This window comes from Bombilactobacillus sp. ESL1097 (assembly GCF_058107205.1).
The window spans coordinates 129,245-154,870 of sequence record NZ_JBYLUB010000002.1 but is presented as its reverse complement, the minus strand read 5'-3'; the positions used below and the strand labels follow the sequence as shown (position 1 = coordinate 154,870).

The 25,626-nt window shown below is 37.4% G+C and carries 21 protein-coding genes and 1 other annotated feature; of the genes, 12 read left to right on the top strand and 9 right to left on the bottom strand.

Features of this window, described 5'->3' with window-relative positions; all coding sequences use genetic code 11:
* Positions 1–47: 47 nt before the first annotated feature.
* The gene (locus tag AC3B6D_RS04940) at positions 48–1,247 is read right to left on the bottom strand and encodes a CPBP family intramembrane glutamic endopeptidase (protein WP_489775060.1); all 1,200 of its coding nucleotides are present in this window, start codon (positions 1,245–1,247) and stop codon (positions 48–50) included.
* Between the two features lie 318 nt (positions 1,248–1,565).
* Here AC3B6D_RS04940 and AC3B6D_RS04935 point away from each other — a divergent pair, with 318 nt between their 5' ends.
* Together AC3B6D_RS04935 and AC3B6D_RS04930 are read left to right on the top strand one after the other, a co-directional pair.
* Positions 1,566–2,894, top strand: coding sequence for a YhgE/Pip domain-containing protein (locus AC3B6D_RS04935; protein ID WP_489775059.1), 1,329 nt, complete (start codon positions 1,566–1,568; stop codon positions 2,892–2,894).
* A gap of 2 nt (positions 2,895–2,896) precedes the next feature.
* Positions 2,897–3,475 (top strand): TetR/AcrR family transcriptional regulator, encoded by a 579-nt coding sequence (locus tag AC3B6D_RS04930; RefSeq protein ID WP_489775058.1) that lies wholly within the window; start codon positions 2,897–2,899, stop codon positions 3,473–3,475.
* A gap of 288 nt (positions 3,476–3,763) precedes the next feature.
* Here the strand turns inward: AC3B6D_RS04930 and asnA are convergent, their stop codons facing one another.
* Positions 3,764–4,771 (bottom strand): aspartate--ammonia ligase, encoded by a 1,008-nt coding sequence (gene asnA, locus AC3B6D_RS04925; protein ID WP_489775057.1) that lies wholly within the window; start codon positions 4,769–4,771, stop codon positions 3,764–3,766.
* A 62-nt stretch (positions 4,772–4,833) separates the two neighbouring features.
* Positions 4,834–5,069, bottom strand: a binding site (T-box leader).
* Positions 5,070–5,256: 187 nt separating this feature from the next.
* Between asnA and AC3B6D_RS04920 the strand changes: the two genes are divergently transcribed.
* The 4 genes from AC3B6D_RS04920 to AC3B6D_RS04905 all read left to right on the top strand — a co-directional run bounded on the left by AC3B6D_RS04920 (position 5,257) and on the right by AC3B6D_RS04905 (position 11,023).
* Positions 5,257–6,612, top strand: a complete 1,356-nt coding sequence (locus tag AC3B6D_RS04920) for a sugar porter family MFS transporter (RefSeq protein ID WP_489775056.1) — start codon at positions 5,257–5,259, stop codon at positions 6,610–6,612.
* A 112-nt stretch (positions 6,613–6,724) separates the two neighbouring features.
* A complete protein-coding gene (gene xylA, locus AC3B6D_RS04915) occupies positions 6,725–8,068 on the top strand; it encodes a xylose isomerase (RefSeq protein ID WP_489775055.1) in 1,344 nt (447 codons plus the stop codon).
* A gap of 112 nt (positions 8,069–8,180) precedes the next feature.
* On the top strand, positions 8,181–9,677 hold the full coding sequence (xylB, locus tag AC3B6D_RS04910) for a xylulokinase (RefSeq protein ID WP_489769423.1): 1,497 nt from the start codon (positions 8,181–8,183) through the stop codon (positions 9,675–9,677).
* Between the two features lie 173 nt (positions 9,678–9,850).
* On the top strand, positions 9,851–11,023 hold the full coding sequence (locus AC3B6D_RS04905) for an ROK family protein (protein WP_489756780.1): 1,173 nt from the start codon (positions 9,851–9,853) through the stop codon (positions 11,021–11,023).
* A gap of 153 nt (positions 11,024–11,176) precedes the next feature.
* Here AC3B6D_RS04905 and AC3B6D_RS04900 read toward each other — a convergent pair whose 3' ends face one another.
* Both AC3B6D_RS04900 and AC3B6D_RS04895 read right to left on the bottom strand, forming a co-directional pair.
* A complete protein-coding gene (locus AC3B6D_RS04900; protein ID WP_489756781.1) occupies positions 11,177–12,421 on the bottom strand; it encodes an MFS transporter in 1,245 nt (414 codons plus the stop codon).
* An 8-nt stretch (positions 12,422–12,429) separates the two neighbouring features.
* The gene (locus AC3B6D_RS04895) at positions 12,430–14,094 is read right to left on the bottom strand and encodes a glycoside hydrolase family 43 protein (protein WP_489775054.1); all 1,665 of its coding nucleotides are present in this window, start codon (positions 14,092–14,094) and stop codon (positions 12,430–12,432) included.
* 167 nt (positions 14,095–14,261) lie between these two features.
* On the opposite strand from AC3B6D_RS04895, the gene AC3B6D_RS04890 reads away from it, so the two are divergent.
* The 4 genes from AC3B6D_RS04890 to AC3B6D_RS04875 all read left to right on the top strand — a co-directional run bounded on the left by AC3B6D_RS04890 (position 14,262) and on the right by AC3B6D_RS04875 (position 18,230).
* Positions 14,262–15,071 carry a helix-turn-helix transcriptional regulator gene (locus tag AC3B6D_RS04890; RefSeq protein ID WP_489769421.1) on the top strand — a complete coding sequence of 270 codons (810 nt, stop codon included), beginning with the start codon at positions 14,262–14,264 and terminating at the stop codon, positions 15,069–15,071.
* A 178-nt stretch (positions 15,072–15,249) separates the two neighbouring features.
* Positions 15,250–15,597, top strand: coding sequence for a helix-turn-helix transcriptional regulator (locus AC3B6D_RS04885; protein WP_489775053.1), 348 nt, complete (start codon positions 15,250–15,252; stop codon positions 15,595–15,597).
* A 151-nt stretch (positions 15,598–15,748) separates the two neighbouring features.
* The gene (gene fba, locus AC3B6D_RS04880) at positions 15,749–16,663 is read left to right on the top strand and encodes a class II fructose-1,6-bisphosphate aldolase (RefSeq protein ID WP_489756784.1); all 915 of its coding nucleotides are present in this window, start codon (positions 15,749–15,751) and stop codon (positions 16,661–16,663) included.
* Between the two features lie 154 nt (positions 16,664–16,817).
* Positions 16,818–18,230: a C69 family dipeptidase gene (locus AC3B6D_RS04875; protein WP_489775052.1), complete on the top strand. Its 1,413-nt coding sequence runs from the start codon at positions 16,818–16,820 to the stop codon at positions 18,228–18,230.
* Positions 18,231–18,406: 176 nt separating this feature from the next.
* On the opposite strand, the gene AC3B6D_RS04870 is transcribed toward AC3B6D_RS04875, so the two are convergent.
* A complete protein-coding gene (locus tag AC3B6D_RS04870; protein WP_489775051.1) occupies positions 18,407–19,330 on the bottom strand; it encodes an alpha/beta hydrolase in 924 nt (307 codons plus the stop codon).
* Positions 19,327–19,974 carry an HAD hydrolase-like protein gene (locus AC3B6D_RS04865; RefSeq protein WP_489775003.1) on the bottom strand — a complete coding sequence of 216 codons (648 nt, stop codon included), beginning with the start codon at positions 19,972–19,974 and terminating at the stop codon, positions 19,327–19,329. Before AC3B6D_RS04865 ends, AC3B6D_RS04870 begins: the two co-directional genes overlap by 4 nt.
* Positions 19,975–20,047: 73 nt before the next feature.
* On the opposite strand from AC3B6D_RS04865, the gene AC3B6D_RS04860 reads away from it, so the two are divergent.
* Positions 20,048–22,372 (top strand): HAD-IC family P-type ATPase, encoded by a 2,325-nt coding sequence (locus AC3B6D_RS04860; RefSeq protein ID WP_489775050.1) that lies wholly within the window; start codon positions 20,048–20,050, stop codon positions 22,370–22,372.
* 103 nt (positions 22,373–22,475) lie between these two features.
* Here AC3B6D_RS04860 and AC3B6D_RS04855 read toward each other — a convergent pair whose 3' ends face one another.
* Together AC3B6D_RS04855 and AC3B6D_RS04850 are read right to left on the bottom strand one after the other, a co-directional pair.
* Positions 22,476–22,856, bottom strand: a complete 381-nt coding sequence (locus AC3B6D_RS04855) for a YueI family protein (RefSeq protein WP_489769418.1) — start codon at positions 22,854–22,856, stop codon at positions 22,476–22,478.
* 17 nt (positions 22,857–22,873) lie between these two features.
* Positions 22,874–23,617, bottom strand: coding sequence for a glycosyltransferase family 2 protein (locus tag AC3B6D_RS04850; protein WP_489769417.1), 744 nt, complete (start codon positions 23,615–23,617; stop codon positions 22,874–22,876).
* Between the two features lie 59 nt (positions 23,618–23,676).
* Here AC3B6D_RS04850 and AC3B6D_RS04845 point away from each other — a divergent pair, with 59 nt between their 5' ends.
* Entirely contained in the window at positions 23,677–24,447 is a 771-nt protein-coding gene (locus AC3B6D_RS04845; protein ID WP_489775049.1) for a tyrosine-protein phosphatase, read from the top strand.
* Positions 24,448–24,532: 85 nt separating this feature from the next.
* On the opposite strand, the gene AC3B6D_RS04840 is transcribed toward AC3B6D_RS04845, so the two are convergent.
* Positions 24,533–25,516: a LacI family DNA-binding transcriptional regulator gene (locus tag AC3B6D_RS04840; RefSeq protein ID WP_489756792.1), complete on the bottom strand. Its 984-nt coding sequence runs from the start codon at positions 25,514–25,516 to the stop codon at positions 24,533–24,535.
* Positions 25,517–25,626 lie beyond the last annotated feature (110 nt).

Genomic DNA, 25,626 nt, shown 5'->3' with positions numbered 1-25,626 from the left:
GATTGTAATGCTTTTTTAATTGGTACAATTGAATTAAGATAATATTTTTAACCTAATTGACTTTGCCGAGTAGTGAGATAGCGTTTCGCCAGCCAACTAGAATACAAGAAACTCAAGACAAAAACACTCAAAACAATCAGTAATCCTAATCCCCCATTAACACTCATATTGCCACTTCCAGTCACTGCATTTTGGCACAAGTCCCACAATGTATGGATTAGTATCACTAGTAATAGATTATCGGTAATTAAATATAAAACAGCAAAGAAAACCCCAATGCCCGCCGCATCAATTGTCGATAAGAGTACCGCTTGCCAGTGCTGTGGTGCACTGAAAAGATTCATTACGTGCATTAAACCAAAAGCGATTGAAGAACTCCAAATAGCAAAGCCATAACCGGAATGCTTTTTAACATAAGACAATCCCAGGCTTAAAAATAAACCGCGATAAAGCAGTTCTTCCAACACTCCCGAACGAACTGAAAAGACTATTTGCTCCAGATTGGGCCACTGCCAAGTTTTGAGAGGATGAAGCCAAACTGCTGAATCCAAATAAAAGATAATGATAAAGAAAATAATCATGGAACCAAAGAGAATCCCCTTCTTTTTCAAGCCTGTCCAGTTCCATAAAATGATAGGTTTTAATTGTAATTCCTGAATAGAAATATAGATAAACGGAATGATCATAAAAACCATGCAGGCCAAGAGTGAATTTCTCCAAAAGAGCAGACCGTGCGGGATTGGTACCGCAGAATAAGTATAGCCTGCAAAAATATTAATCATGAATTCATAAACTAAAATAATCAATAATGGCAATACTACTATTAACGACCAGCGATGATGTGGCCGTACTAATGTGATAGTAAAAACACTACTAATGGATAATAATGTCATCAACAAGATGAGCCAGAACGTGCTGATAAAAAATGAGCTGTGTGCCAACCAAGTTTTCAAAACATAATTATTAATAAATACATCTTGCGTCAAAAGTACCAGCACAAACCATTGTCCCCAAAAATTAATTTGATTTAAAATATGGGAATGAAAACGACGTGTTAATTTCGGTAACCACCGATTATCAAATAAATCAAATCTCAACCCGAACGCGATAAACACAATCCCAATTATTAAATAATTAAATTCCAATTGTTGTGAGAGCATATTGGTTCCTACACCCAAAAACAGCAATATTAAAAAGGTTGCTAAATAACTGAAGTTCATAAACGTTTTCCAACTTTGGTAATTCATCTTTGTTGCCTTCCTTCACATTAATCTGACTATCCCACAAATTATGCCAAAATTTTCCAGAATTAAAAGAATTTTCCACTAAGTGCTACAAAAATGGGGATTGATGACACATTGCTGCCACTATTCAAACTTTGTTGCGCCTACATAATGAATCTGGAATCAAAAAATTTTGTCATCAATTTAGACGAGTATTGTTTTATTCCAAACCACTTTGTCTTTCCTTAAGATAATTTATTTAACAATTTTTAGCAAGTACGTGCTTGCTTTTAAAAACGAATGCGCGTATGCTCTCCTATATCAAAATAAGGAGTTGAAATCATGCATTTGAAAAAATTTTTAAGTAATCGCGGCACTATCTTAGGTTTTCTAGTAACTTTATTGTTTGGAATTTTCGTTTTTTTGATTTATTTTACTGGTTATCAAGCCATGCCCAACAACTTGGACCAATTACCAGTGACTATTGTCAATCAATCCAAATCTAATCACCAAATTAGTCAGCAATTAAAAAAGCAGCTTCCTTTTAAGCACATTCATGAAACTCGAGATCTCCAACAGGCGCAAGCTAATTTAGCAGCGCGCAAAACTTATTTAATTATTGATATTCCTGCCCATTTTGCACAACAAGCATTGCACAATAAGCGACCACAATTAACCTTTTATGTTAATCAAGCCAATCCCACTAGTGTTAATACTAGTTTGAACACGGTAACTCAAAAAGTTAGCTCCCAGCTTACACGACAGCTAACTTTGAAACAGACTACTTTAAAACTAGCTCAACCACAATTAACTGCATTAAAGCAAACACTAGTCCAACAACAGCAAGCGGCCCAAGTAAAAGTTACCCAAGCCAAACAACAAATTGCTATCGCCCCCAAAGAACAGCAGGCCAAATTAACTGCCCAATTACAACGCCAAGTTCACCAGCAACAACAGCAGGCGCAAAAAGCAGCCCAGGCCAAAGCGCAAACAATTCTGCGAGTCGCCAAACAGCAAGCACAAAAACAGAGCCAACCTGTTATTAAAGTTCAACTACACACCACCAATCCCGTTAAACAGGGCATGAATTATTCCATGGCGCCTTTTTTCGCCACCATTGCTTTATTTTTAGGTACGATGATTGCCGCACTATTACTTTACGGAACTTATGCCAAATTTACCCAACAGATCGGCCGTTTTCAAGCTTTTTTCCATATTGAGATTGTCTACTTGTTAATTTCTTTCGTTAATGGCGGCCTAATTTCCTGGTTCATGAGTGTCATGTTAAATCTCCACCAGCTAAATTTTGGGGTACTCTGGTTGGTTCACAGTATCTTCATGCTGACTGCATTTAATTTTACCAGTGTTATCTACTTTGCCATTGGTCAAATTGGCGTCACATTAAATATTTTGCTCACAATGATTCAAGTAGTTTCTGGTGCGGGCATGCTGCCAGTGAGTGCTATGAATGGCTTTTATCGCACCATGCACTACATCTCACCGATGTATTACAATATTCAGGCAGACATGATTAATTTTTATGGCGGTCATGGTCTAAGTGCCAATATTCAAGGCCAGTTATTCTTATTAATTAGTTTGATTGTTTTGAATTTAATTATTATAATTATTCGTAAAAAACAACCATTTGTTGATTTAAGAAAGCTGAGTTAACTATGACAGACGATACCGACCAAAAAATTATGCTAGCGTTTGCTACATTAGCTAGTAAATATGGCTACCGTGGAACTACCACCCGCAAAATTGCCCAAGAAGCTGGCATTAACGAGAGTACTTTATTTCGCCATTTTCCCAACAAAAAGGCTTTATTAAAGTACTTAGTTGATAATTACATTAAGCAAATTCAAACAAATGCTAAGTCTTTTCAAATCAACGGTGATGTGCGGGCTGATTTTCAACGTGCAATGCAAGATTACCGGAATTTTATTGACCAACACCAATTATCATTTTTAATCACGGTACGAGAGGGACATGAATTTCCAGAACTAGTTGATGCTAGCCAAAGATTTTTTGATACGCGCTATCGTCTGTTTGTCGATTTTTTTCAAGAATTACAACATCGTGGTCTTATTAAAAAAGACATTAATGTTGAAGCCGAAGTTTTGAATTTAATTTTGATGAATTTTGGCAGTTCCGTGTTGAAATATGACTTATCAAATATGACTATTGGTGGTCATGCTCCAGCAGACAATACAGAGATTTTCTTAGATCATTTGATTGCGGACAAAGACTAGAATTGAACCATAAAACTACCCAAATATGAATTTTAAACTAAATAACAATGATTTAAACCAATATAAAAAGGCGTTCTTAAACTTATCAGAAAAGTTTTTGAGCGTCTTTTTTAGTTATTAAGAACCACATGTTCTAAATTCATTTTACAAATTGATATGATACTATTACAACTCGTAAATTTACGTTCCTCAAGTTAGATGAGTTATGAATTAAAACCATTATTGTTCGTTTTTCTGGAGCAGATTGAGCATAAGAATAATTTTGATTAACTACTGCAAAACCATTTTTTACAGCAATTGGATTTTGGCCGCTGCACATTGCTCTTGCATTTCTTCAGGCCAGACACTAGCTTGCACTTCACCAATATGTGCTTTACCTAACAATAACATGCATAAGCGGGACTGCCCGATACCACCACCAATCGTTAATGGTAACTCGTTATGCAAAATACCTTGGTGATACGGATATTTTAACCGGTCAGTTGCTTTTTCATGTTCCAACTGACTTTGCAGCGATTTTTCGTCAACCCGAATCCCCATACTGGACAACTCTAAAGCAGCTTGCAACGGTTCATACCAGAACAAGATATCACCATTTAATTGCCAATCATCATAGTCTGGCGCCCGGCCGTCATGTTTTTGACCATTGCTTAATTCGCCGCCAATTTGCATTAAGAAAACGGCGCCCAATTCTTTACAAATCGCATTTTCACGTTCCCGGGGCGATAAATCTGGATAACGATCTAATAACTCTTGTGTGGTAATGAAATGTATTTCATCAGGCAAATGATAAACTGCTTGTGGATAACGATACCAGACTTCATCTTCTAAATGCTTCACTACTTTAAAAATTAACTTAACAGTTTGCTTTAATGTATCTAATGTGCGTTCTTCGCGCGTAATTACTCGTTCCCAATCCCACTGATCAACGTAAATCGAGTGAAAATTATCCAAATCTTCATCTTTGCGAATCGCATTCATGTTTGTATATAAACCTTCATGAACTTGAAAACCATATTTTTGTAGTGCTGCGCGCTTCCACTTAGCTAACGAATGGACAATCTCAATTGAGTCATCAGGATAATCTTTCATCTTAAACGCTACCGGAGTTTCCACGCCATTTAAGTTATCATTCAAACCGGTGCCATGTTGTAAGAACATCGGCGCACTTAATCGCTCTAAGTGCATGGCTGCACCAAATTCGGTTTGAAAAGTTTCCCGAATATACCGAATTGCTTTTTCGGTTTCTCGAACTGATAATTTTGGATCATAGTCTTTCGGAATTATTAATGTCATGGAAATATCCTCCTTAATTAATTATCAATTAAATAAAACTAAAAAAAAGTCCTTCATCCCAATCAAGGGACGAAGGACTCGCGGTACCACCCTAGTTGCTTTGCAGCCAACTCAAACACGTACAAACATACGCTATGGATGATAACGGCCATTACCGGCAAACCTTACTTAACTAGTATTTTCAGGTCTACAACTGACGAAAGTGTTTTTCGAATAGTTAATTCTAGTATTGGGTTCTCACCGCTCCCAACTCACTGTCCAGTTCAACTATTTTACTCCTCTTTCTGAATGTTTTTAGTTTTTATGGTTATCACTATAACACCAAAAATTAAAATTGCAAGATATATATTAAAAATAGATTAGCAAAAAATGTTATTTAATAGCTATATTATTATCTTCAGACACGTTTGAAAACGTTTTTTATTTTGCTATAATAGTTTGTATCATAAACCAACTTAATTACAAAATAAAAAAGAGGAAAAACCATGAAAAAAATTTCAACTGGTTTCATTTATTTTTTTGGTGCATTAGGTGGATTACTTTTCGGTTACGATACAGGCGTTATTTCTGGAGCCATTTTATTTATTCAAAAGCAATTCCATTTAAACAGTTGGCAACAAGGTTGGGTCGTTAGTGCCGTCTTAGCTGGAGCAATCATTGGTTCGGCAATCATTGGACCACTTTCTGACAAGTTTGGCAGAAGAAAACTATTGTTATTATCATCTATTATCTTTTTTATCGGAGCTATTGGTTCAGCATTTTCGCAAGGATTTTGGAATCTGATTATTTTTAGAATTATTTTAGGGATGGCCGTTGGTGCGGCCTCAGCTTTAATCCCCACTTATTTATCAGAACTAGCACCCGCAGAAAAACGTGGTACCGTCTCTAGCTTATTTCAATTAATGGTAATGATTGGTATTTTTATCGCATATGTCACCAACTATTCCTTTTCCGGAATGTATACAGGCTGGCGTTGGATGTTAGGTTTTGCTGCTATTCCTGCTACAATTCTATTCTTTGGTGGATTATTATTACCTGAAAGTCCCCGCTTTTTAATCAAAATTCAACATGAAGATCAAGCTAAGCAAATTCTCTTAAACATGAACCATGGTAACCAGGCTGCTGTAGAAACGGAACTCAATAACATTCATGCTGCTGCTCAAATTAAGAGTGGTGGTTGGAGCGAATTATTTAGTAAAACAGTGCGTCCGGCTTTAATAATCGGTATTGGACTGGCTATTTTTCAACAAATTATGGGGTGCAATACTGTTTTATACTACGCACCAACAATTTTCACCGATATAGGCTTTGGCGTTTCTGCAGCATTATTAGCACATATAGGTATTGGCATCTTTAATGTTATTGTAACTGCCGTAGCCGTCATTATAATGGATAAAATTGATCGTAAAAAATTATTGAATATTGGTTCCGTTGGCATGGGGACTTCATTATTTATTATGAGTTTTGCCATGAAATTTTCTGGAAAATCACAAATTGCGGCAATCATCTGCGTATTAGCATTAACTATTTACATTGCTTTCTTCTCAGGAACCTGGGGACCAATTATGTGGATCATGGTTGGTGAAGTCTTTCCATTAAATATTCGCGGTTTAGGCAATTCATTTTCTAGCGTCATCAATTGGACTACCAATATGATTGTTTCGTTAACTTTTCCTTCTTTATTAAACTATTTTGGTACTGGTAGTTTATTTATTGGTTATGGAATTCTTTGCTTCGCAGCTCTTTGGTTCGTGCACAAATACGTTTTCGAAACCAGAAATCGCAGTCTGGAAGAAATCGAAGCAACTCTAAGAAGCAAAAGCCAACAATCTATTCATTAGTTAAAAATGTAAGCCCTTTATTATTGCTTGACTTATAAAAATAAAAGATGTATTTTAGTAATTGAATTAAGTTGGTTTTTTATACAAACTAATTAATTGGGAGGAATTTCTCATGAGTTATTGGAATATTGATAAAATAAAATATGTTGGTCATCAAAACAATACCAAATCTACTCTCGGATTTCGTTACTATAACCCTGACGAAGTGATTGCTGGCAAAAAAATGCGGGATTGGTTACGTTTTTCGGTTGCTTATTGGCATACCTTTGATCAACGACTAGTTGATCCTTTTGGTGATGGTACTGCTATTCGCCCCTATGATAAATACACTGATCCAATGGATAATGCCCTAGCCAAGGTTGACGCTGCCTTTGAATTATATGACAAATTAGGCGTCGATTTTTTAGCATTTCATGATCGTGATTTAGCTCCTGAAGGCGATACCCTAAGGGAAACTAATAAAAACCTTGATAAAATCGTAGATAAGATTGTTGAATACCAAAAAACTACTGGCATGAAAGTTTTATGGAATACTTCTAATATGTTTACCAACCCGCGCTTCGTTGCTGGAGCCGCCACTTCACCATACGCCGACATTTATGCCTATGCCGCTGCTCAATTAAAGCATAGTTTGGAAATTGGCAAGCGTGTTGGTTCTGAAAACTATGTGTTTTGGGGTGGGCGTGAAGGCTACGAATCACTTTGGAATACTGATATGAAAAAAGAACAAGAGCATATCGCCCACTTCTTCCATATGGCCAAAGATTATGCTAAAAAAATTGGATTTGATGCTCAAATGTTATTAGAGCCTAAACCAAAAGAACCAATGACCCATCAATATGACTTTGATGCTGCCACTACCATTGGCTTTATGAAAGAATATGACTTAGATAAAGACTTTAAATTAAATCTTGAAGGCAACCATGCCAACTTAGCTGGACACACTTATCAACACGAAATTCGAGTGGCTAGAGATGCCGGACTGTTAGGATCACTTGATGCTAATCAAGGAGACAAGTTATTAGGATGGGACATTGATGAGTTTCCATCTAACTTATATGAAACTGTTGCCGCAATGTACGAAGTTGTTGAAAATGGTAGCATTGGACCACATGGTGGCTTAAACTTTGATGCTAAGCCGCGGCGCTCTTCTTTTGAAGCTAACGATTTATTCTACAGTCATATTGTTGGTATGGATACCTTTGCTGCTGGCTTAAGAGTTGCTGTTAAGCTCAAGGAAGACAAAGTTCTAGAAAACATTGTGTCTGAACGCTATAGTTCTTATCAAACTGGTATTGGCGCAGAAATAGAAAATGGAACTGCAGACTTCAATAGTTTGGAACAATATATCATTGATAAGCCACAATCCGAATTAAGGGCTGCTACATCATCTGACCATCTGGAACAAATCAAAGATATCATCAATCAATATATCATTTCTACTTTGAGTGAATAAATTAATCAAGTTAAAGACTGAGACTGTAAAGATAAAAAGTGCCTAAAAGTTTATGTAACAACCTTTTTACCTTGAAGTCTCAGTCTTTATTATTTTCAAGGAGATGAGTTTCATGGAAAAGTATGTATTAGGAATTGATCTAGGAACTAGCGCAGTTAAAGTATCGGCCGTATCTCAAGATGGAATCATCATTGCACAAACCAGTTCTTCATTTGCAGTTAGTCATCCCCGGCCAGGTTTTAGTGAGCAAGACCCCAACTTATGGGTCACGGGCACCAGCAACGCGATTCAAACATTGCTACAATCTTCTCCCATTCAAGCAAAACAAGTTGAAGGCTTAAGTTTTTCTGGACAAATGCATGGCTTAGTTTTATTGAATAAACAAAACCAAATCTTAAGACCAGCCATTTTATGGGACGACACTCGTACTACTTCGCAATGTCAAGAAATTATGCAAAAAATGGGGCCACGTTTTATCGATATAACTTATAACAAACCGCTAGAAGGTTTTACTTTGCCTAAATTACTTTGGGTACAAGAGCACGAACCAGAAATCTGGCAACAGGCCCAACTTTTTTTATTACCTAAAGACTACTTACGCTATCAAATTACTGGTAATCTAGCAACTGATTATTCTGATGCCACCGGTACCGTCATGCTCGACGCTCAAAAACAAAATTGGAGTTCAGAAATTTGTCAAACATTTAATATTCCACTGAGTATGTGTCCTCATTTAATACCATCCACAGCCTTTACTGGGTTCATAACACCAGCTTTTGCTCAAAAAACCGGCTTACAGACTACTACTAAAACATTTGCCGGTGCTGCTGATAACGCTGCCGGTGCTATTGGTGCAGGTATTTTAAAGCCTAATATGGTTTTATCAAGTATTGGTACATCTGGCGTAATTCTCAAATACGAAACTGACAAAACCAATTATCAAGGCAAACTTCAATTTGAAAGCCATGGCATATCTAATTCTTACTACTCTATGGGTGTTACTTTAGCAGCAGGTGATTCCTTTAATTGGTTTAAGCAAACTTTTTATCCCAATAATAGCTTTGAAGATATGACTGCTGATGCCCAGCAGTCAACTCTGGGAGCTAACGGATTGTTATTTACTCCTTATTTGGTAGGCGAACGTACTCCTTATGCCGATTCACAGATTCGTGGTAGTTTTATTGGCATAGATCGCAATCACAAAAAACAAGACTTTGTGCGAGCGGTTATGGAAGGTATCACATTTAGTCTACAAGATTTATTAGATATTTATACTCAAAATAACTGTCAGTTTGACACCGTAGTCTCAATTGGCGGTGGTGCTAAAAGTCAGTTATGGTTACAAATGCAAGCAGATATTTTTAATAAAAAAGTTGTTTGCTTAACGACAGAACAAGGTCCTGGATTAGGAGCAGCAATGATTGCCGCAGTAGGCTTAAAGTGGTTTGACAGCTTTAATAACTGTGCTAACACTTTTATCCATCTTAATAAAAGTTATACCCCTCAGCCAGATAACGTTCAACAATATCAAGCTTTACATCAAATCTATCAAGAAGTTTATCCCCAAACTAAAAAGATCAGTAAGGAATTACTCAAATTTAAGCACTAAAGTTATTTATAAAATCTTCAAGCGTAAGAATGATTGCTTGGAGATTTTTTAGTTAATAAAGAATATTTAGAACAGCATTTTGTCATAGGGGCCAAAAAACACTTTCTATATATCTTTTTTTTTAAAGTTGTATAATTAAACCAACTAAATTCTAAAGAAAGTGTAGGAAAAGCATGAGCAAAATTGCTAGTCGTAAGGCTTTTCATCAAAATAATATCAATCGTGTTTTACAGCAAGTCATTAATAATGGTCCTATTTCTCGAATTGAAATTGCCCGCAATTTAGAACTTAATAAATCATCAATTACCGCTCTATACAATGAAATTGAACAAGTAGGTTATTTGAAAGAAGTTGGTAATGGCTCAGCCTCCAAAAATGGCGGTCGAAAACCCGTTTTAGTTAGTTTAAATGAAAAGTTTGGGTATACCATCAGTATTGATATTGGTTATCGACACCTCCACTTTATGGCTAACTACTTGAATGGCAGTATTGCTTATTACCAAACTAAGGAATTAACTAAGCATAATATTCAAGACATTCTCAAATTAATCGATCAAACCATTGATACGTTTATAAAACAAGAAACTGAGACTACCAATGGGTTATTGGGGATTTGCTTTTCCATTCATGGTGTAGTTTTTCAAAATAAAATTCTCAAATCACCATTTTTAAAAATGGACAATATTGATCTAGTTCAAAAATACCAAACCAAATATCACGTTCCAGTTATTTTAGAGAATGAAGCTAATTTATCAGCCGTTTATGAACGTGATTTTAACGAAGCTAAAAATGAAGACAATATTTTATGTATTAGCATCCACAAAGGAATCGGTGCCGGAATTATTTTAAATCGGCACCTTTACTATGGTTCCAATGGTGCTGCCGGTGAAATCGGTAATTCCTTAATGTTTACCCATCACAATCAATATCAATATGAAAAAGTTGAACAATATTGCTCAGAAGACGCCATCTTAGACACTGTTAAAGAACAAAAACAAGTATCTTCTTTTAATCGCCAAGACCTCGAACAATTACTTCAACAAAACGATCCAGAAGTTCAAGCAGTTTTGGATTCTTTTATCACCTCCATTGCTCGCATTATTTTTAATGCAGCGGTTTCTTTTGCACCAGAAAAAATATTTATTAATTCTCCGCTAATGGAAGAACTGCCAAGTATTTTTAAAGCAATTCAAGCGACCACCAGTGAGTTAAAAATGATTCCTAGTTTACAATTAACTAAGCATTCACACCATGCTATTTTATTGGGAGCATGCTCGTTAATTACACATCACGTTTTAGATTTAGATCAATATGACTTGATTCTGAATAACACTAATATTGATTGATGATCCTGTTCAAGATTTGTTTTTGAATTAAAAATAAAAGACTAGAGCACATTGTAGAAGTTAGATATTATCAGATTAAACCATTCAACTTCTAAACCACTTTGTAACTCTAGTCTTTTATTTTAAGATTGAATTTCTAACAACTCAATCCAACTATTTTTTAACTGATTTAATACACAAAATGGAAATTCCACCAATTAAGGAAAAAGCAAATGAAACAATAAAAATGGCTGAAAAATGGAACCAAGAGATAACCGCTGCCGCAATCACTGGTGCTAAAGCTTGAGTAATAGTATTACCTAAATTATAAATTCCTAAGAAAAAGGCCACTCGATTCTGATCCGGGATAACTTCCAGATTTAACAAATTATCTAAAGAGTTCCAAATACCCATTCCTAATCCGGCAAACAATGAGTAAATTACAATTCCAGCCGTATTACGCACTAAGAATAAGGTCAAAGCACCAATAGCTAAGAAAATCGTTGAGAAACCTACTGGAATTTTTAAAATTTTCAATTTATCAGAAATGGGGCCAGCAGTAAAGCCCATCAAGACACCCAAAATCACCATAATAGTATTAACTAACTGAATGGAAGATTGCGTTTGACTACCACGATGTAAAAAATCAGTCATAATATACAAAATATAACCTGTAATCGCAAAATTGCCGATACCTTGAAAAAATTTACCAATTAATCCTAAATAATAATCGCGACCAACAGACCAACCAGGAAAAATTGCCTTAATTTCTTTCCAAGACCAATGATTATGTGTTTTATCTTTTTTAGAAACTTCAATTTGCTCATCCAAATTAGATGGTTCATGAACAATAATCGTCGCAACTGTAGTTCCTACAAAAGTAAAGATACCAAAAATCAAAAATCCTAATTGATAATGGCTTAAAAACATTGCTCCAACAATATTAAAGGCATTATTCCCCAAAGCCATCCCTAAGCCACCATAAGCCGAAGAAGCAGTTCCCTTTCCTTCTTCAGGAGCTAAATCTAACCAAGCCACCATTGGTGCCACAATAGTATTCAAAGCAATTTGTCCTAAAATCCAAATCACTAATAAATAAGGAATACTTTTGGCAAAAGATGCCATAATCATTAAGATCATGAACGCTAAAGATCCTCCAAAAATCCAAGGTGCCCGCTTGCCAAAACGTGAACGGGTGCGATCAGATAAGGCCCCAGCCACCATATTAGATAAGGCGGCTGCAATCATACCACAAGTTGAAAATAACGCCACAATATTCACCTTATTAGCTGCATCTAAATGCTGAATAATTGCCGGTAAAAATAAACTATTTAAAGTTACATATGGTCCTAACCAACTAGCTGGGCCAATAATCAATCCTGGAACTAACCGCTTTAAAGGAATCGTTAATTTTTTCATAGGTCATCTTACTCCTCTTTAAAATTTTCAACGCGATAATAATCAAAATCCGCAAACGACTGATGTTGGTAAGCATCTACTGCTCCGATAAAATTAAATAATCCTGTAAAACCACCAATTTCACCAGGTTCTCCATTAACGCCTTCATCTGATAGATAAGTAACATCAATCTGATTTTCCAAAATTTTCCATGATTCATTCGTTGAAAAACGGTAACTAACAGTCACCATTCCTGCTTGATACTTCAATTTGAGCTCAATATGCCCCGCAGTTATCGCTACTTCATTAAATAGATGATCAATGCGTTCACCTAATTTGGCTTGTAAAATTCTTAAAACTACACCTTGTTCATCGTCAGTTTGACATAAGCGTGCGTACAACCAGTTATTAGAGTCATAATAAAGTCCTAAACCAGCCGTTTGCGAATAATGCTGTGGTTGAAATCGCAGACTAGTCTGTACCTCATAATTAAAGGAGGTTGCACGAGTCGCCATAATAGATGGATCGTCCTGTGAAAAGAATGAATTACGACCATAAATGCGCAAATGACCTGGATTATCAGTCGTATTAACCCAATCAGAACTCTGTTCATGATAAGGTGTCATAAAACGTAAATCATAAGTCTTTTGTTCAAATTCATCTTGAAAACTATCATGATCATGTTGAACAGCAGTGGTTCCTTTCGGAGCAGCAACTTTAATTTTGGCTAAGTTAGAGCCATCTGCCATTTCTAACCAATCTTCTTGATTCCAAACCATTTTTTGTAAGGAAGTTTCACGTCCTAATGGATTTAACTTAGTTGTTGGTAAAGGCCGTGACATCAAATGTGCTAAATACCATTCATGATTAGGAGTTTCAACCAGTGAACCATGGCCTGCTTTTTGCATTGGTGAATTGGGATTATACATTTCAAAATGTCCCGCGTCAGGATCGCCTAGAGAGAAAAGATGATGTGGCGAAGACGTAATAATCGGTTCGCCTGTCGGGTTAGGTTGATATGGACCAAAAATCTGTGATGAGCGACCAATTTCAACTCCATGAGCATAACCAGTTCCCCCCGCAGCAATTAATAGATAATAATAGGAATTATGCCGGTAAATTTGTGGTGCTTCGGCACATCCTCTAGTCGTAAAGTGCGTCGCAACTCGATGCCATGGACCAACTTTGCAAGTTGGCAAATCAATCTGCGCAATGACAATATGTCCTGGAGCTTGAAAACCAGTACGACTTTCCCACTCTAAAATAGAAAGATAATGTTTGCCATCAGTATCATGAAATAAGGCTGGATCAAATCCAATGGATGTCACATAAGCTGGTTTAGTCCACGGACCAGTGATTCTATCAGCCGACATAATGTAGGAATCCGCGTTAAATTCACGACCAGCCATATTTTGCATATGCGAAAAAATTAACCAAAATTTCTGTTGGTGTTCATCAAACGATAGATGTGGTGCCCAAATACCAGCTGGTGTATTAGTTCCTCGCAAATTAATTTCTCCAGCTGTTAGTGCATAAGAAATTAGCTGCCAATTTACTAAATCTTTGGAGTGAAAAATTTGAATAGCTGGATTCCAATGAAAAGTGGAAGTAGCAATGTAATAATCGTCTCCCACTCTAATGATCGAAGGATCTGGTGCCATTCCCGGAATAATTGGATTATTAATCTCTGACATAAAAACTCTCCCCATTAAAAATATTGATTAATAGCATAATCTGGTTATTAATTAACTGAAATCATGCTATAATGAAAGCGATTTTGTGTCAATTGATTTAGTTTGTTTAGTAAATAAATTAACATTAAGATGTAAGAATTGTCGCTTTTAGAAAGGTAATGAAAATTTTGGATCATCATGAAAATGTTATTCCCAATTTAAAAATTGGTGTGCGCTTTTATGAATCAGACGTCACTATCAATGGTTATGTACCCTTTCACTGGCATAGTAGTATTGAATTAGTTTTTGTGATGAAAGGCAAACTATTATTTAACTTTGACGGGCAAACTCATCCGGTATATCCTAATCAATTTATTGTAGTTTCTTCCGGTGTTATTCACGATGTCACTAATACGCCCAATCAATCACTAGTTTTACAAATACCATTACAATTCATCGAGCCTTATCTGACACATCCGGAAAAGTTAAATTTTCAAATCATTGATAACAATTCCCAGCCTGCACAAATAATTATGGCTCTACTTAAGCAATTGAATACCATCGTTCAAACCAAGACTCCCAGCACTAATTTAAAGATTGGAACGATTATCTTGCAAATAATGCAACAATTAATCGACAATTTTGCTCAAAGTCAAGAACAAACATCGGAAAGCACTAGTTATTTAAAAGACATTATCGTTTACATTAATAATCACTTTACACAGCAAATCAAGGTCCAGGATTTAGCCAAAATGTTTGATTACAACGCCAGTTATTTATCCCGCTTATTTAAACAGCAAACCGATATCACAATTACACAATATATTTATAAATTAAGATTAACCGCCTTTTATCAGGATTTAATTGATACTGATTTATCTATTAAAGATCTTATGAATAAATATGGTCTCAAAAATCCTAGAACTACTCGAAATCTTTTTAAAAAAATGTATGGTAAATTACCTATTCAAGTTCGCCAAGAACAAACATCTCTTTAGTTTTACATGATTTAATTTTTTTGAGAGATAGAAAAAGTTTCAGAATAAGTATTTAAAAACAAGCAAATTAGAATTGCCCATATGCCATTTTAATTTGCGCAATTTCCCGGGAAAATTTGCTGGTAGCACTCGCTATTTTTAGCTATATTTAGATTAAAAAAGCAAGGAGCCTTAACCTATGAAAATCCAATTTGCAGCTCAACTCTTACAATTAAGAAAAGAAAAAGGAATCTCACAAGAACAATTAGCTCAAAGTTTAAATGTTACCCGGCAAACCATCTCCAAGTGGGAACTTCAAGAAGCTACTCCCGATCTAAATAAAATCCAGGCGATTGCCGATTGTTTCAAGGTACCTGTTGAAGAACTGCTCTTTGGTTCAGATTTTAAAAATAAAACTATCACTGTATCTAAAAACAAAAAGCGCTCTCAGCCTATTAATAATGGTTGGGAATTTTTAGCTCGATATTTTTGGAACATTATTATTGGTGTTTGTGTCTTGGCATTTGCTTTATCATTTTTTATCTAAATTAAGAAAAAAATTACCTCGTTCTGTTGCTCAGATCACACAATTACTAACAATTCCGATTTAAAATCGATTACATCATGGAAATGATTGTTCCATTTTCAGAATTACGGTACAATGTGTCTGTAGGTTGTACATCTAGGAGGGTATTTAAATGGCTTATTTAGATAACGGTAATCAAATCTTTAAAGACGCACGGAAAAATCATTATGCTGTTGGTGCTTATAACACTAACAACGTTGAATGGACACGCGCTATTTTGCGGGCTGCTGAAGAAACAAGAACTCCATTATTAATTCAAGTTTCTACTGGCGCTGCTAAATATATGGGTGGTTACAAATTCGTCAAAGACATGGTCGAAGATCAAATGGATTCCATGAACATCTCCGTTCCAGTTGTTTTGAACTTGGATCACGGTGACTATGACTCAGCCATTGAATGTATCAAATTAGGCTATTCATCAGTTATGTTTGATGGTCATGCTTTACCAACAGAAGAGAACTTGGCTAAGACCAAAGAAATCGTTAAGTTGGCTCATGAACGTGGTATTTCTGTTGAAGCTGAAATTGGTAAAATCGGTGAAAACCAAGGCGCTGAAGGTGGCGAATTAGCTTCTGTTGAAGATGCTAAAGCCTTTGTTGCTGCTGGCGTTGACAAATTAGCTTGTGGAATTGGTAATATCCACGGTGTTTATCCAGAAGGCTGGACGGGCTTAAACTTTGACCGTTTGAAAGAAATCGCTGATGCCGTTGATGTACCTTTAGTTTTGCATGGTGGTTCTGGTATTCCTGAAGAACAAATCAAGAAGGCGATCTCTCTTGGTATTTCTAAAGTGAACATCAACACAGAATTCCAATTAGCTTTCCAAGAAGCTACTCGTAAATACTTTGAAGAACACAAAGATGAAGATAAAGCTAACAAGGGTTATGATCCTCGTAAGTTACTTCTTCCTGGTGCTGAAGCTATTACTGATTCCATGAAGGAAATGATCGGTTGGTTAGGTACTCCATCAATTGATGAAGAATTAAAATCTGCTGCCTTTGATCGTAGCTCCTTAAACGAAGAATAATAACAATTAAATTTATTGACTAAACGCAACTGGCAATTTTTCAGCCAGTTGCGTTTTTTGATTTGGAAATTCGATAAAAACCGTGAAACCTACTGTATTTCTTCAGGAATTGGCTTAAAATATAGGTGAAATAAATAATTAAGAGAGGCTTATCATGAAACCACACCGAAAAAAAGGTTCTTGTACAACAATTCTAGTCGGAAAGAATGCATCCATTGATGGTTCGACCATCATTGCGCGCAATGAAGACGGTAATGCACCGCTGCATCCACAAAAATTTGTTTACGTGAAACCTGAAGATCAACCGCATCATTATCAAGCTGTTTTAAGTAAATTCAATTTGGATTTACCAGCCAATCCGTTAGGCTATACTTCCACTCCGGAAGCTGTTAGTGGTCACGGGCTCTGGGCAGCGGCAGGGATCAATAGTGAAAATGTCGCTATGAGTGCTACAGAAACGATTACCACCAATAGCCGCATTTTGGGGCTGGACCCCTTAGTCGACGATGGCTTAGGAGAAGAAGATATCCCCACCATTGTCTTGCCCTATATCCACAGTGCGCGCCAAGGAGTAGAACGTTTAGGACAATTGTTAGAAGACTACGGCACCTATGAGACTAACGGCATTTGCTTTGCCGATAATGATGAAGTTTGGTATTTCGAAAGTATTGCCGGTCACCACTGGGCCGCAATCCGGATTCCTGATGATTCTTATGTAATTGCTCCTAATCGCTTTAACATTACTGATTTTGATTTTCAATCGCCCGATACCCTCTGCTGTAGCGATTTAGAGGACTTAATTGAACAAAACAACTTAAATCCCGATCCCGAAGGCTATAATTTACGTCATATTTTTGGTAGTGCCACTATCAAAGATACTCGTTACAATAATCCTCGTGCGTGGTTCGGACAAAAATATTTCAATCCCGAATTTCAAACGACACCAATTGATCAAGACTTGCCTTTTATTTGTCAGACAACGAAAAAAATCAGCATTGAAGATGTCAAGTTTGTCTTAAGTTCCCATTACCAAAACACGCCGTATGATGTTTATGGTACAACCAATAGTGCGGAACAAAAGAAATTATTCCGGCCTATTGGCATCAACCGCAATCAAGAGTTACACATTTTACAGATTCGCAATAATGTTCCTCAAGAAATTGCCGGTGTTCATTGGTTAGCCTTTGGCCCCAATACTTTTAACGCAGTAATTCCTTTTTATGCTAATATTAATGATACTCCAGCAACTTATCGCGATACCACTGACCAATTTGATCCTCAAAAAATGTACTGGTTAGCTAATACTTTAGCCGCTTTTGGTGATGGACATTTTAATTTGGTTGAAGATTCCGAGAATGCTTTCGAACAAAAAACGGTCGCCGCTTGTCGTCATTTACAAATTCAAGCCGATCAACAAGCGATTAAAGAAAGTGATGTCCCCAGTTATTTAACCCAAGTTAATGACCAAATGGCCCAAATTTCTTTGACCAATTCGACCGAATTATTAGGTGAGATGGTGGGCTTAGTGGCTCCACGGATGAATTTACAATTTACTTTGCACGATTAAATTAAAGTTGTGACAAAGAGCGGGTCAAAGCTACACTATTACTGTAGCTAGATACAAACTTATGCTTCTGAGAGCAATGTCACATAAAAATTGTGCTCAATTCCGCTTCAAAGCAAAAAAAGAACTTTCCATCCGGAAAGTTCTTTTTTACATATACAACTGATATTAAAACCCAACTATTTAAAATAATGTTGTGCCCAGTCTAAGACTTTGGTTTGATATTGTTGTGGTTGTTTTTGATAAGACTGCGCATGACTAGCGCCTTTCACTAACCACAATTTTTTAGGACCATGGTCATTATCATAGTTAATCCGCGCATTTTTAGTCGGCACGAAAGTGTCTTTAGTACCGTGAATAATAAACAGTGGTACGTGATTATGCTTTAAAGTTTGCGCAGTATCCGCATCATAAAAACTATACTTGGCAATCATTTTAGTAAACATATTAGCGGTTGGAATCAACGGAAAACTTGGCAAGTGAAAGAGGGCCTGTAATTCGTGTTCCAATTCACCCTTAATCGAAGCGTAGCCACAATCAGCAACCGCAAATTTGACTTGCTGCGGCACGTTTAACCCCAAATAATACATGACCGTGGCCGCACCCATACTAACGCCAAATAAACCAATCTGACTCTGCGTGCCATTTTTACGTAAAATTTGCTGCACCCAGCCTTGATAATCCTTGCGATCTAACCAACCGTAGCCCAAGTATTGGCCACCACTGCGTCCTGAAGCACGATCATCCGGTGCTAAAACATTATAGCCTGCTTGATGGAATAATTTAATATATGCACCCATTGTTAAACTATTATCGCCATAGCCATGAGCCAATAACATCGTTTTCTTCGTAGTCTGAGCAGCTGGATAATAGCGCGCTTTTAAATGAACTCGTGCTTTGTCACTTGTTGTTTGCTGCCAAACTTGCTGCGGCGCTTTTTTGGCCCATAGCTCACTGGTCGTTAATGCTTGACCAGCGTTACGGGCACTGTAGCCCCCCTTTTTAATTGCAAAATTAAACAAATAATAGGCGCCACCCAAATCTGCCGCGAGCAACAACACGACTAAAGTGATCACCAATGCTTTCCAGTGCTTTTTGATCATGCCTGAACCTTCTTCACTAAATCTAACGGTTGCTCAATTAAATCAATGACGCCCGCCTGCTGTAATTCTTGAGCCGTACCAAAACCGTACAATACCCCAATCGTTGCTATTTGATTAGCTTGTGCGCCGAGAACGTCCGTATTACGGTCACCAATCATCAGCGTTTCGGCGGCTGTTAATTGATTATCAGTTAAAGCTTGAGCGATGATCTCTTTTTTAGACATGGTTTCACTCAAATCAGCGCCGTAAATACCATTAAATTGGTCTGTTAAGTTTAATTCTGCTAAAATTTGACGCGCAAAATTCTCCGGTTTGGCTGTTGCCACAAAAAGTTGTTTTCCTAATTGGCGTAATTGTGCTAACATTTCAGTAATCTGCGGATAAAGATTTAATTCTAACCAACCTTTTCGACCATAGTAATCTTGAAAATCTGCAATCAGTTTAGTCGACAATTCACTGTGTGCCGGAATTTGACTGTATTGCGCCAAGCTTTCCATCAAAGGTGGCCCAATGAACTTCCGTAATTGGCTATCAGATGGGACTGCTAAGCCTTCCGTTTGATACGCAAACTTCAAGGAATTCATAATTCCTAAGCCACTATCAACTAGGGTTCCATCTAAATCAAAAAAAATATTTCTTAACAAATTAATTCCTTCTTCACAATTTTTTTACAAAATAAGACTACAATCATTCGTATATCATAATTGAGGTGAACTCATGAAAGGTACTAACGTCCAAACTGGTCTGAGTCAACAACAGGTGCAAGAACAGTGCCAGCATGGCAATACTAATCAGGTCAAAAATCAAAATTCCACACCAATCTCTAAAATTATATCAAAAAATCTGATTACTTTATTTAATCTGGTCAATTTAGTCATTGCCATTTTGATTTTTAGCACTGGTCGTTTCGCTAATCTGTTCTTTTTAGGACCCGTCGTCGCCAATTTTATCATCGGTACATATCAAGAAATCCACGCTAAAAGGCAGTTGGATCATTTAACTTTTTTAAATCGCCAAAAAACCCAAGTTCTCCGTGCTGGACAGCAAACTACGGTCTTTCAAGATGAGTTAGTCTTGCATGATCTCGTAATCTTACAGCGTGGTAACCAAATTCCCGCCGATGGTCGCGTTCGGCAAACCTCCCATTTAGAAGTTGATGAATCTAACCTTACTGGCGAATCAACCCCGGTCATTAAAACCGAAAATGATCAAGTTCTATCCGGCAGTTCCGTTGTTAGTGGCCAGGCCCTGGTTGAATTAACAGCTGTGGGGGAGCAAAGCTTTGCGAATCGCTTAGCCAATTCTGCCAAGCAACAACAACACAATGTTTCACAATTATTAAACATCATCAACCAAATTATCAAAGTTCTCACCTATATCATTGTCCCCTTAGGATTATTGCTCTTTTGGAGCAGTTTTCAGCATTCCCATAATTGGTCAGCGGCCATTTTAGGAACCTCCGCATCCATTATCGGCATGATTCCTCAGGGGCTCGTCTTACTAACTTCTGTGGCCCTGGCCGTTGGCGCGGTTCACTTGAGCCATAAACAAGTCCTGGTCAAATCTATGACGGCGCTCGAATCCTTAGCACGCGTTGATACACTATGCTTAGACAAAACCGGCACCATTACCACGGGCAACCTGCAATTAACTCAAGTAATTGCGGAAAGTTTAACTACGCAACAGTTGTTAGCCATTAGTCAAACTATCGTTCGTGCTACCAATGAAACCAATGAAACGGCCCAGGCCATTTTAACAGCGCAAGAACCAGCAGCTGATTTACCAGCCATTGAGAGTATCGTCGCTTTTTCTTCACAACGTAAATGGTCCGCCGTTAATTTAAAACACCAAGGCTCGTTTGCCTTAGGTGCCCCGAATTTTATCTTACATGACACTGACCAAATTAAGCGCGCGCAAACTTATGCGCAACAAGGTTATCGTGTCTTGGCTGTCGTCCATTCACCAAAACTCATTACTGAAACCATTGAACAGCCACAACTCTTAGGCTATCTTTTAATTCAAGATGAAGTGCGACCGACGGCGGCTAATACTTTTCAATATCTTCAAACGCAAGGTGTCGCTTTAAAAATCATTTCTGGCGACGATCCGGCTACCGTTCAAACCATTGCACAACAAGTTAATTTAAGTACCGACATCAAAGCTATTGATATGTCCAGTGTGGCTGTAGACCGTTCCCTCGAAGATTACGGCCAAATTGCCCAAAAATATACTGTTTTCGGGCGTACTTTACCGGAGCAAAAGCAAAAATTAATCAAAGGTTTACAACAAAACCAGCACCAAATCGCCATGACCGGTGATGGAGTCAACGATGTTTTAGCAATGCGCCAATCGGATTGTGGCATTGCTATTGCGGGCAACAGTGATGCCGCTGAAAGTGCTGCCGACTTTGTTTTATTAAACCAAGATTTTGATTCCATGATTTACGTTCTGAATGAAGGGCGGCGCGTTATTAATAACATTGAACGAGTAGCAGCCTTATATCTGATTAAAACTATGTATTCAGTGCTGTTAACCATTTGTTTTATTGTTATGCGCACCAACTATCCTTTTCATCCGGCACAATTAACGCCGATTAACGCTTTAACCGTAGGAATTCCCACCTTATTTTTAGCCTTGCAGCCCGATTTTCGTCCTCCTGAAGGCCGCTTTTACAAAAATGTTATGCAAGTGGCGTTGCCAGCTGCTTTAGATATTACATTATTTGTAGTCTTACTTGTTTTATTTGGTACTAAGTATCAACTTCATTACCCGTTAACTTCCACCTTGGCAGTTTTTGCCGTTAGCATGATCAGTTTTGCTGCATTATGGACTATCTCGCGCCCCATTAATCGCGGTACACTAATTATTTTCACCCTCCTTTTTATCACTAATCTACTCATGTTCATTGGTTGGGGCAAACCTTTTGAGCTGTTGAATTTATTTCACCATCAACAACTTTATTGGAGCTTAATCATCCTGATCACCTTTTATCCGGTATTTAAAATTTTACGTGAATTTCTGGTCCGTTACTGTTTCAAATAATACTGCAACAAAAGTCGCCTAAAAGCTGAGGAACGTTTAAGTAAAAAATTGAAGTTTTACTTTACAAACTGAATGATTAATTTGTTGTTAACCATCATTTAAATTAAATCAGAATTGGGCCTTTAACAGCTTGTTTGGCATCTGCAATCACCAATCCCATTTCTTGATCACCTAATGCTTTAGTGGCGGTTCTCAGATTTTGTTGATTGATAATCGTAAAAGCATAATTTAATTGCACCGCTAGTTTCACTAATGGCTGACGATAACTATGACTCAAACGACCATTAATATACAAATGATACTGCGGATATCTTTGCATGACTTGTTTAACTACTGCCAAATTTTGCACTTGGCGCACTTGTGCTACCGTTAAAGCTAACGCGACTCGCTCTTGAAAATTACCCAAAAATTTACGTTTTTCATCGGGTTTTAGTTGCGGCTTGCCAAAAACATTTTGCTTTAAATAGTCTTCTACACTTGTCATTTCTACACCTAGATTCATCAAAGATGATACTTTTTAACTTGATACAAAGTTTTTAAAATTCGATAATTAGCCTGACCAATACTTTTAACATGCTGCAAGTTATACGTATGGGTTGCACTTTGACCATGTTGCCAGTAATGATACAATGGCGTAGAGTCCACATAAAAGCGACTTGTCAACGCCACGTATTTGATATTAAACACCTGATCTTCCATCAAAGACAAGTCGGGTGCAAAAGTTAAATGATGCTTGCGAATCGTTGTCAGGCGATAAACTTTATTCCAGGTGTAACCCATAACCGAGCCATTTGTCATTTTAGTTATTTGTTTAACTAATTGTGCTTGCGAATAATAAGCTGGGGGCAATGGTTGGATTTTATTGAGGACTTTCTTCGCAGATTCTTTAACAAAACCACACACGGCTAAGTCTAATTGTTGATCCTGAAAGCACGTTAAAAAATAATCGGTAAATTGTGGTTCCAGCCAGTCATCACCATCAATAAAAGTAATTAAGTCCCCCTGTGCTTCTAAGATTCCCCGATTGCGAGCCGCCGAAATGCCTTGATTAGTTGTCTGACTGATTAACCGAAAGTTAGCGTGGTGTTGGACAAACTCTTGGGCAATCGCCACCGTTTGATCAGTGGAAGCATCATTAACCATCAACAATTCAAAATTCTGATTAATTTGTTGAACAATGGACGTTAAACTACGTCGGAGCAATTGTTCTTCGTTATACAAAGGCATCACTAACGTTAATTTCACTATAAACTGTCTCCTAATTTTCAATACCTATATTGTATTAATTTCAGTGAGGATTCTCAATGCAAAGAATTTTTCAATTTTCTAACACTAATAATTTTCGAGAATTGGGCGGTTATCCCACAACCGACCACCGTCACATTCGCTGGCACAAAATTTTGCGCGCCGGTTACTTAAGTGCCTTAACACCGCGTGAATTGCGCTACTTAAAGCATTACGGCTTACGCTACAGTTTTGATTTGCGATCTGAATATGAACGAAAAAATTGGCCGGATCCCGAGACTTCATTTTTAACATTAATTGCCGCACCACTCTATGCAGAACCTTCTAGTACTACTACCGGTGATAAGCTTTATCAAACATTGCCCCCGGACCAACAATTTTCGGGGTTACCCGGCATGTACCAACAAGTTGTCTTAGATCATTATTCCCAACAAGTTTTTTATCATTTTTTCGCGGTTTTATTAGAAAATCAGCACCCCAATCAATCCGTTGTCTTCCATTGTTCAGCGGGTAAAGATCGCACAGGCATTTTAGCCATTTTACTACTCCTAGTTTTACAAGTACCCATCGACTATATTACGCAAGATTATCTTCTGACTAATCTCATGTACACCCACGCCACTGATCTAGCTTATTTAGATAATCCTAACGATCAAACTATTCAACAAATGAATTTCACACCCGCGGATCAAGCTGCTGTTGTGGCTATTCAGACGGCCGTAACGGCCGTGTATGGTTCCTGGCCAAAATTTGAACAACAAATTCTGGGTTTAAGCCCTACTAAGAAAGCACTTTTACTTCAGTTATACACTACCAAAGATTCAATATAAAAGAGTCCCTTCATCAAGTTCGTGATCCAGTTACCAATAAATACTGCAACTGTGATCAAATTGAAACTTGTACAAGGGACTCTTTTTATTTTTGGAAACCAGTTTGGCCGGCATGCCATTGGACGGGCAAAATATATTCCGAATCTGTGGCCTGTCCGTGTAATCTTTGCTGTAAAACTTCAACTGCCAGTTGCGCTAATTGAGCAATTGGCTGTACAACAGTCGTTAATTGTGGAAAGAGATTTTGTAATAAAGTAGTGCCATCATAGCCCACTACTAACAAATCGTCAGGTACTCGGCGCCCAAATTCTAAAGCCACTTGGCAAATTAAGATCGCGTCTGTATCATTAGCGGCAAAAATAGCTTCAACATCTGGATGTTCTTGAAAAATCTTTTGAAAAACGCGCCGCTTAGCCGCGGCACTAATATTAAAATCTAGTTCATACGTCACTGGCGTTAACTGATGGTCTTGCATCACTTGTTCATAAGCTCGCCTTCGCTGTTGGGCGGGCGTAGCGAGATCATGGGGACCATTCGTATGAATAATTTTCGTGACGCCTTGATCCAACAAATGTTGGGTCGCTAACTGACCGCCGTGAAAGTTGTCTGAAGCAATAATGGGTATGTCATCACTGACAATGCGATCAATCGCCACAATCGGCAAATTTTTTTTCTGATACTGGCTTAAGCCTTGATTATGCGTACCGACAATTAAACCATCCACCTGTTTAATTAATAGTTGATCCAAATAGTCCGCTTCCTTACGCGAATTATTCATCGAATTACCAATTAAAACTTTAAAACCTTGTTGGTATAATTGATTTTCCAAACTCGTAGTCAACTCACCAAAAAAAGGATCCGCCACAGATGGTAATAAAATACCAATCAAGTCCGTTTTATGATGATACAATTGGCGCGCCACAACATTGGGATGATAATCCAATTGATCCATGGCTGCATAAACTTTATCAATCGTCGTTTGACTTAAATAGCCGCGGCGATTCAAGACACGTGAAACCGTCGTTTTTGAAACTCCTGCCAGTTGCGCAACATCCTCTAATTTTGGCACCTAACATTGCTCCCCACTTTTTTAGTTTCATTATAGCTCAACTATTTTGACCAAAAAAGTTGCTATGAAAAAATGGTTAGGATAAAAAGAATGGTTCGTCAATTTCAACA

What these genes read in the sequence shown, in the direction of transcription:
- AC3B6D_RS04940 (WP_489775060.1), bottom strand. Translation starts at nt 1,247, where the DNA reads ATGAATTACCAAAGTTGGAAAACGTTTATGAACTTCAGTTATTTAGCA.
- AC3B6D_RS04935 (WP_489775059.1), top strand. Translation starts at nt 1,566, where the DNA reads ATGCATTTGAAAAAATTTTTAAGTAATCGCGGCACTATCTTAGGTTTT.
- AC3B6D_RS04930 (WP_489775058.1), top strand. Translation starts at nt 2,897, where the DNA reads ATGACAGACGATACCGACCAAAAAATTATGCTAGCGTTTGCTACATTA.
- asnA (WP_489775057.1), bottom strand. Translation starts at nt 4,771, where the DNA reads ATGACATTAATAATTCCGAAAGACTATGATCCAAAATTATCAGTTCGA.
- AC3B6D_RS04920 (WP_489775056.1), top strand. Translation starts at nt 5,257, where the DNA reads ATGAAAAAAATTTCAACTGGTTTCATTTATTTTTTTGGTGCATTAGGT.
- xylA (WP_489775055.1), top strand. Translation starts at nt 6,725, where the DNA reads ATGAGTTATTGGAATATTGATAAAATAAAATATGTTGGTCATCAAAAC.
- xylB (WP_489769423.1), top strand. Translation starts at nt 8,181, where the DNA reads ATGGAAAAGTATGTATTAGGAATTGATCTAGGAACTAGCGCAGTTAAA.
- AC3B6D_RS04905 (WP_489756780.1), top strand. Translation starts at nt 9,851, where the DNA reads ATGAGCAAAATTGCTAGTCGTAAGGCTTTTCATCAAAATAATATCAAT.
- AC3B6D_RS04900 (WP_489756781.1), bottom strand. Translation starts at nt 12,421, where the DNA reads ATGAAAAAATTAACGATTCCTTTAAAGCGGTTAGTTCCAGGATTGATT.
- AC3B6D_RS04895 (WP_489775054.1), bottom strand. Translation starts at nt 14,094, where the DNA reads ATGTCAGAGATTAATAATCCAATTATTCCGGGAATGGCACCAGATCCT.
- AC3B6D_RS04885 (WP_489775053.1), top strand. Translation starts at nt 15,250, where the DNA reads ATGAAAATCCAATTTGCAGCTCAACTCTTACAATTAAGAAAAGAAAAA.
- fba (WP_489756784.1), top strand. Translation starts at nt 15,749, where the DNA reads ATGGCTTATTTAGATAACGGTAATCAAATCTTTAAAGACGCACGGAAA.
- AC3B6D_RS04875 (WP_489775052.1), top strand. Translation starts at nt 16,818, where the DNA reads ATGAAACCACACCGAAAAAAAGGTTCTTGTACAACAATTCTAGTCGGA.
- AC3B6D_RS04870 (WP_489775051.1), bottom strand. Translation starts at nt 19,330, where the DNA reads ATGATCAAAAAGCACTGGAAAGCATTGGTGATCACTTTAGTCGTGTTG.
- AC3B6D_RS04860 (WP_489775050.1), top strand. Translation starts at nt 20,048, where the DNA reads ATGAAAGGTACTAACGTCCAAACTGGTCTGAGTCAACAACAGGTGCAA.
- AC3B6D_RS04855 (WP_489769418.1), bottom strand. Translation starts at nt 22,856, where the DNA reads ATGACAAGTGTAGAAGACTATTTAAAGCAAAATGTTTTTGGCAAGCCG.
- AC3B6D_RS04845 (WP_489775049.1), top strand. Translation starts at nt 23,677, where the DNA reads ATGCAAAGAATTTTTCAATTTTCTAACACTAATAATTTTCGAGAATTG.